We start from the raw sequence: 6,600 nt of genomic DNA on the forward strand, positions 1-6,600 counted from the left end.
CTCCAGCGCCTGCCACTCGGCGTCCGTCAGCTCATAGCGTCGCACCACGTCTTACATACTGCACGATTCCCAACCACTTTGACGACACGCCCTAGCGGATTTCACGGCTCAGCATGCCGACGGCTGCGGTAGGCGGCGGTCTTGGCCCGGGCGGTGCAGGCGGTGCTGCAGTAGCGGCGTGACCCGTTGCGGGTGAGGTCGATGTAGACGGCGTCACACTGGTGGGCCTCGCACTGCCCGAACCGGTCGGGGCCGTAGCCGTCCACGATCAGCGCGAGTGCGGTGGCGAACTCGCCGCCCATCGCTTCCACCTGGGTGCCGCCCGACCCGTGAAAGTGCAGGTGGAACGGCTGGCCGATGTCCTCGACCAGGTAGGGCTGCGCGGCGTACCTGCGGATCAGGGCATTGATGCGTGCGGCCTGGTCGGCCGCCTGATGTGCCAGCAGCGCCTCGCGCAGTTCCCGGGCCAGCTCGGCCAGGCCTACACCGGCGCCCGGATCGGCCCGCAGTGCCATCTCGACGCGTTCACCTGCGGCGGCGGCGAATGCCGTCACCAGCTCCTCACCCTGCGGGCACCTTGTCCTGGCGCCGCCTCGTCTGTGCGAGGTCGCCAGGTTGACCAGTTCGGCTATCAACGGCGCTTGCCGCGTCACGTTACAGGCTATTTCCACTTGACCAGTAACAACCTTTCCGATGTCATGGGCGTAACCGGAATTGATGGTAACGGAGTGCTTGTGATCACGTCCTATCGCCGCCTGCTGGCCCACTCGGGCGTTCCCTTCCTGCTCGCAGTGGGGATGATCGTCAAGGTGAGCACTCCGGTGCTCAGCCTCGCGCTGCTGCTGGCGGCCGTCGAGCGGCTCGGCTCGTATGCCGCGGGCGGCTTCGTCCTGACCGGGCATGCCTTGGCCCTGGCCCTGTGCGCGCCGCTGGGTGGCCGCCTGGCCGACCGTCACGGCGCGCGCCCGGTGCTCATGGCCTACCTCGCCGCTCACGCAGTGGCCTATGGCCTGCTGCTGTCCGCCTACCAGGCCGGACCCGCCGCCATGGTAGGCGCGGCGGTGCTGCTGGGCGCCACCACGCCACCCGTCGGCGCCGTGATCAGGGGGAGCTGGCCGCGGATCGTCCCGCCTGACTCGTTGCCGACCGCCTATGCGATGGACAACGCCGTCAACGAGGCGATGTTCATTCTCGGTCCGTTGCTGGTGCCGGTACTGATGCTGGCGATGCCGGCGGATCGTGTGGTGGCTGCGGCCGGCGCCTCTCTGCTGATCGGGACCATCCTCATGCTCGCATCACGCGCAATACCTCACGTGACGCCGGTGACATCGGCCGCGAAGCCCGGTACCCGGCTGAGCCGGCTGGCCGGGCCCCTCACCCACCGCCCCACCCTGGCCCTGCTGGTCCTGGCCGCCTTCGGCACCTTCTCCTTCGGCTGCCTGCGCATCGCCACGGTGGCCGCGGCCTCGAAGTTCGACTCGCCGTCCTCGGCGGGAGTGTTGATGGGGCTGCTGTCGGTCGGCGCGCTCGTCGGCGCGCTCGGCTACGGATCCCGCACCTGGCCCATCTCCGGCAAGCGGCTGCTCATCGTCTTGTCACTGGCCGATGGCGCCGGCATGCTCGCCGGAGCCTTCGCGCCGCAATTCCTCGCCCTGGCCGTACTGATCACTGTGATCGGGCTGCTGACCGGACCGCGCGACGCGGTTCAGCCCACCCTGCTCGCCGAACACGCCCCCGCCCGCTACCGCACGGAGGTCTTCGCCTGGCTGAACACCTTCATGTGGACCGGCTACGGCCTGGGCACCGCCGTCGCGGGCCACCTCACCGGCTCCGACGACAGCGGGACCGCCGCGTTCGTCGCCGCGTCGGCCCTCGCGCTGGCGAGCGCGCTCGTCGCCGCCATCGCCTACCGCCCCGCACCGCCCGAATCTACGCCGTCCTCGGCGCATACCGACGCGATACGACCGGACGCAGCTCGGACCGAATCGTGACCTGGAGGTTCCTCTCGCGACGCGATGAGGGCGAAGGAGGCGGTGGCGTCCCTGTGCCCGTTCCGCGAAGTGACCGCTCGAGATGACCGGATGAAAAGATCGAGCTGCCCAGCGACGCCGCAGATGCTCCCGACCACGGTGGCGGCATTCCGTAGCATCAGGGCGAAGCGATGGATGCCAGGAGGATGTCGATGGGCGAGCGCGACAGGCGGCGGGCCAAGGACGGCTCGGTTTCCTCCCGGATGGGGCGGCCGCCGTTCGCGGACCGGGAGGCGATCGTGGCCGCGGCGTTGGAGATCGGCCTGGCGCAGTTCACCATGACCGTAGTGGCCAAGAGACTCGGCACCTCGCACTCGACACTGTACGGATACTTTCGCAGCCGCGACGAGCTGGCCATGGCCGCGGTGGACCAGGCCGTGAACACGGTCGAGTGGCCCGAACCCGGCAACGACTGGCGAGCCTTCCTGAGTGCGACGGCGTGGGCGCACTGGCGCCTGTACGCCTCCCATCCCGGCCTGGCCGAAGAGATCATCTCCTTGAAGCTGACCTCCGCAGCCCTGGTGCGCCGCTACAACCGGACCGGCGTCGCCTTGCTGGGGTTCGGGTTCAGCAGCCAGGACGCCACGTTGATCATGGACATGGTCGCCGAACTGGTCGTGCAAGCGTTCATCGGCGCAGGGGAGAGCGAGCCAAGAACGCAGACATCGCTCGGCCGGCAGCGACGGCGCCGGGAGCTGATCGAGCCCTGGCTGGACGACTACGACCAGCGGCTGCGCCCTGTGCTCGCCTCGGCGGTTTCAGGAGCGCCGGAGGTCTGGTTCGAGCGCAAGCTGGAGCTGTTCCTGGACGGGGTGGCTCAGCGCCGCCGCTGAGCGAACCCCGCGTACGCCCCGTAGACACCGCACCTCCCTGTGCCGCCCTCCATGGCGACGGCCACTTTTCGACAGGCTGTTGTAAAGTGCCTGCGGACAGCAGACGAGAGAGGCAATGAAGCGCAAGCAGATGGATGAGACCACCACAGAGCCGGGTTCTCAGGGCGGCAGTGACCCCCGGCGCTGGAAAATGCTCTGGGTGATCGTCACGGCTCAGTTGCTGATCGTGCTGGATGCGAACATCGTCAACATCGCACTGCCCTCGGCCCAGACCGCGCTCGCCATGTCCGACGGCGACAGGCAATGGGTGGTGACCGCCTACTCGCTGACCTTCGGCGGCTTCCTGCTGCTCGGCGGCCGGGTGGCCGACCTGCGCGGCCGCAAGAAGGCCTTCGTCGCGGGGCTGGTGGGCTTCGCGCTCGCCTCGGCGCTGGCCGGACTGGCCCACGAACCATGGCTGCTCCTGGCCGGCAGAGCCGCGCAGGGCCTGAGTGGAGCCCTCTTCGCCCCCGCCGGACTGGCCATGCTCACCACCTCCTTCACCGACACGACCGAACGCGCCAAGGCCTTCGGCGTCTTCGGCGCGGCCGTCGGCACCGGAGGAGTGGCAGGCATGATCTTCGGCGGCGTACTCACCGAGTACGCCTCCTGGCGCTGGTGCCTGCTGATCAACATCCCCATCGTGGCGACCCTGCTCGTCGCCGCCAGGCGAGTGTTGCGCGACAGTCGATCCAGTGGACCGATTCGCTATGACCTGCCCGGCGCACTGACCGCCACGCTGGGGATCGGCGCGCTGATCTACGCCGTCTCACAGGCGGAAGCGCGCGGCTGGACCCATCCTGTGCCCCTGGGCTTCGGGCTGGCCGGAACGACGTTGCTGGCACTGTTCGTCGGGATCGAGCACCGCTCGTCACAGCCGATGATGCCTCTGCGCGTGGTGGCCCACCGGGTCCGGGGCGGCGGACACCTGATCAACTTCATGGCCGGTGGCGCCCTGTACGCGGCCTACCTGTTCCTCACCTATTACCTGCAAAGCGTCAAGCACTACTCCGCGCTGCAGGCCGGCCTGGCCTTCGTCCCCATGGCCGCCGGCATCCTGATCGGAGCACTCGGCATCGCCAGGCTGCCCGCGCGCATCCCGCCCGCAGCCGTCCTGATCGGCGGCCTGGCTCTGGGCGCGCTGGGGATGGCCGGCCTGGCCACCATCGACCCCCACAGCGGCTTCGCCGTCGTGGGGGTCGCCCAACTCGTGGTCGGTACCGGGGTCGGCGCCGCACTGACCATGATCGTCAGTATCACCTTGCAGGACGTCCTTCCCGAAGACAGCGGCGTCGCCGGCGCGCTGACCAACGCCACCCAACAGATCGGCGGAGCCGTGGGCATCTCTCTTTTGAACGTCCTGGCCCTGTCGGTCACCAGCGCAGCGGCCGATCCTCGTTCGGCTTCAGCGCTCACCAACGGCTACGCGGCGGCCTTCCTGACCGGGGCCGCGGTACTGGCCGCATCGGCCCTGATCGTCTTGATCGCCCTTCGCCCCTTTGCCGTGCGACGATGACGCAGGCCCACCCGTCCCGGCCAGGGCTGAGAGCCCGCCGCCAAAGCGTTGGCCACGCGAAGGTGAGCTTCGACGCCGCGGTGATGGCGTCGGTGCGGTGCTCGATCACCGAGCAGACCTCGGCGTTGCCGCAAGGGCTGCACATCCTCGCCCCGCAAAGGCGGTTGCGCTTCGTCGCATACGTCCCGGCCGACTCACCCACCATGGTCGTCATCTGGCAACGGCCGGACGCCACAGTGTGCTCACCCTGTTGCGCGCCTTCGGCACCGGCCGCCATGGGGGCCGCGACGCATAGCGGCGATCGAGCGGGCCGAACTCAGGCGTAAGCGGCTGCAGCGATGGCGCCACTTGATCTGCACACCGTTGCTCACGTTTTCGACATGGCCCCGCTGAGGGGATCAGGAGGAGACCCTGATCCCCTCAGCGGTATCGGTCGCGGCCCAAGGCCCCCCGAAGCCATCGATGCAGCAGATCACCTGCCGGCACCGCGAGCCGCTCCTGACCTAGAGCCGCTCGAGGAGCTCTTGCATCTGCTCGATCTCGGCCTGCTGGGTGGTCACGATGGTCGTGGCGAGCTCCTTGGCCTTGGGATCTGCCCCATCGCTCTGCTCGGTCTTGGCCATCATGATCGCCCCCTGGTGGTGGGCGATCATCATCTTGGTGAACATCCGGTCGAACTGCGCGCCGTTGGCCGCCTGAAGCTTGACCATGTCCTCCTCGGTCATCATGCCGGGCATGACATGCCCGCCATGGCCCCCCTCCGGCGCCGGAGCCTTCCACTCAGACAGCCACTCGGCCATCGTGGCGATCTCCGGGCCTTGCGCGGCCTTGATCTTTTCCGCCAGCTCCCTCACCTGCCCGTCAGCGGCCCGCTTCTCGGCCAGCTCGGCCATTTCCACGGCCTGCTCGTGATGCGGGATCATCATCTGCGCGAAGGTGACGTCGATGTCGTTGAAGGAAGCTTGCGGTGTCCGGCTCGCGGTCGCGGTCGCGGCGGGAGCGGAAGCACTCCCCGTCATTGCGGTGTGACCGCTCATCGCATCCTCGCCCCCTCCGCAAGAGGTGAGCAGCGTAAGAGCACCTGCCCCCGCCGTAGCGGTCAGGGCGAGCTTGCGAAGGGCGGAGCGGTCGGTGAACATCTCTATGATCTCTTTCCGGTCGGTCGTGTCTGTGCGGCGATCATCTGCGGACGGATTTCCACCGCCGTCCGCGCAGGTGATCGGCCTATAGGCGCAGAACCGACAGACGTGCCAGGCGTAGCGCCGTCCGGCGTGGGGGCGGACGGGCACTGAGCCGTGCCGTAGCGGCTTCGCCTGCCCGGGGCTGCGCGATCTGCCGCCTGCGCAGGGACGCCGTAGCGGCCAGGAGAAGGAGCAGCGAGGTGAGCACGGCCAGGCAGACGGCGCTGGGATCAAGGGGCAAAGGAGTGTCCTGGCGCCCCGGGCCCAGGTGTTCGGCAGGGGGAAGGAAAGCGGAATCGAGCAGGAGGGGCTCCTGCGGCGCTGAATGATCGACGCTAGGGGCGTGCCCGAAGGCGACGGGCATGCCGAGGTGTTCTCGCCGGTGATCCAGATGTCCCAGCGTGTGCATCCCCACAACGCCCAAAACCAGAGCGATCAAAAGACACCGGTGCGACATCCGCGACGCGGACCGGCGAGCGAAGCCGTTCATCGTCCTACCCCCGCGCTCGCGGTCTGACCCTTTCCATTCTCCTACGATCCTTCATCGTAGAACACTCCGGTGCGACCATGCGGCAAAAGACCCTCGCCGGGGACGGCAGCCGCACGGTGTGCGGCGTGAGCAGGTGATCGCCCCCGTCCGATGGACGTACGCAGACGAGGCAACAGCATACTGGCCTCTATGAAAAAGAGAACGGAGAGGCGCCGCGAGAGAGCGGCCGCACCGCCGGCTCCCTGATGTCATGCCCGCCCATCAGATCGAAGTCCGGTGAATCGCTACACAGCATCTACTACTTCATATAGTTTATCGTGCTGGACGGGCGTCGCTTCTCAGCCCGTTCGCTGTAAGCCTGCCTCCCTTGCCGCTGGGGGCTCGCATCATCGAGCGCCGGTGGGGGGGGGGGGGGGGGGGGGGGGGGGGGGGGGGGGGGGGGGGGGGGGGGGGGGGGGGGGGGGGGAGGGGGAGGAGGGGGGAGGAGGAGAAGAAAAGAAAAAAAAGAAAA

At 68.3% G+C, this 6,600-nt stretch carries 5 protein-coding genes; 3 read left to right on the forward strand and 2 right to left on the reverse strand.

The window, feature by feature from the left end; translation table 11 throughout:
• Positions 1-101: 101 nt before the first annotated feature.
• The gene (locus ACZ6RT_RS37315; RefSeq protein ID WP_470158830.1) at positions 102-554 is read right to left on the reverse strand and encodes a CGNR zinc finger domain-containing protein; all 453 of its coding nucleotides are present in this window, start codon (positions 552-554) and stop codon (positions 102-104) included.
• A 117-nt stretch (positions 555-671) separates the two neighbouring features.
• Here ACZ6RT_RS37315 and ACZ6RT_RS37320 point away from each other — a divergent pair, with 117 nt between their 5' ends.
• The 3 genes from ACZ6RT_RS37320 (at position 672) to ACZ6RT_RS37330 (ending at position 4,418) form a co-directional block, all read left to right on the forward strand.
• Positions 672-1,991: an MFS transporter gene (locus ACZ6RT_RS37320; RefSeq protein WP_470158832.1), complete on the forward strand. Its 1,320-nt coding sequence runs from the start codon at positions 672-674 to the stop codon at positions 1,989-1,991.
• Between the two features lie 170 nt (positions 1,992-2,161).
• Complete coding sequence (locus ACZ6RT_RS37325) at positions 2,162-2,863, forward strand: TetR/AcrR family transcriptional regulator (RefSeq protein ID WP_470158834.1); 702 nt, start codon at positions 2,162-2,164, stop codon at positions 2,861-2,863.
• Positions 2,864-2,978: 115 nt separating this feature from the next.
• On the forward strand, positions 2,979-4,418 hold the full coding sequence (locus ACZ6RT_RS37330) for an MFS transporter (protein WP_470158836.1): 1,440 nt from the start codon (positions 2,979-2,981) through the stop codon (positions 4,416-4,418).
• A gap of 503 nt (positions 4,419-4,921) precedes the next feature.
• Here the strand turns inward: ACZ6RT_RS37330 and ACZ6RT_RS37335 are convergent.
• On the reverse strand, positions 4,922-5,557 hold the full coding sequence (locus tag ACZ6RT_RS37335; RefSeq protein ID WP_470158838.1) for a DUF305 domain-containing protein: 636 nt from the start codon (positions 5,555-5,557) through the stop codon (positions 4,922-4,924).
• Positions 5,558-6,600: the final 1,043 nt, after the last annotated feature.

It is taken from the genome of Streptosporangium sp. NPDC050148 (assembly GCF_055586505.1).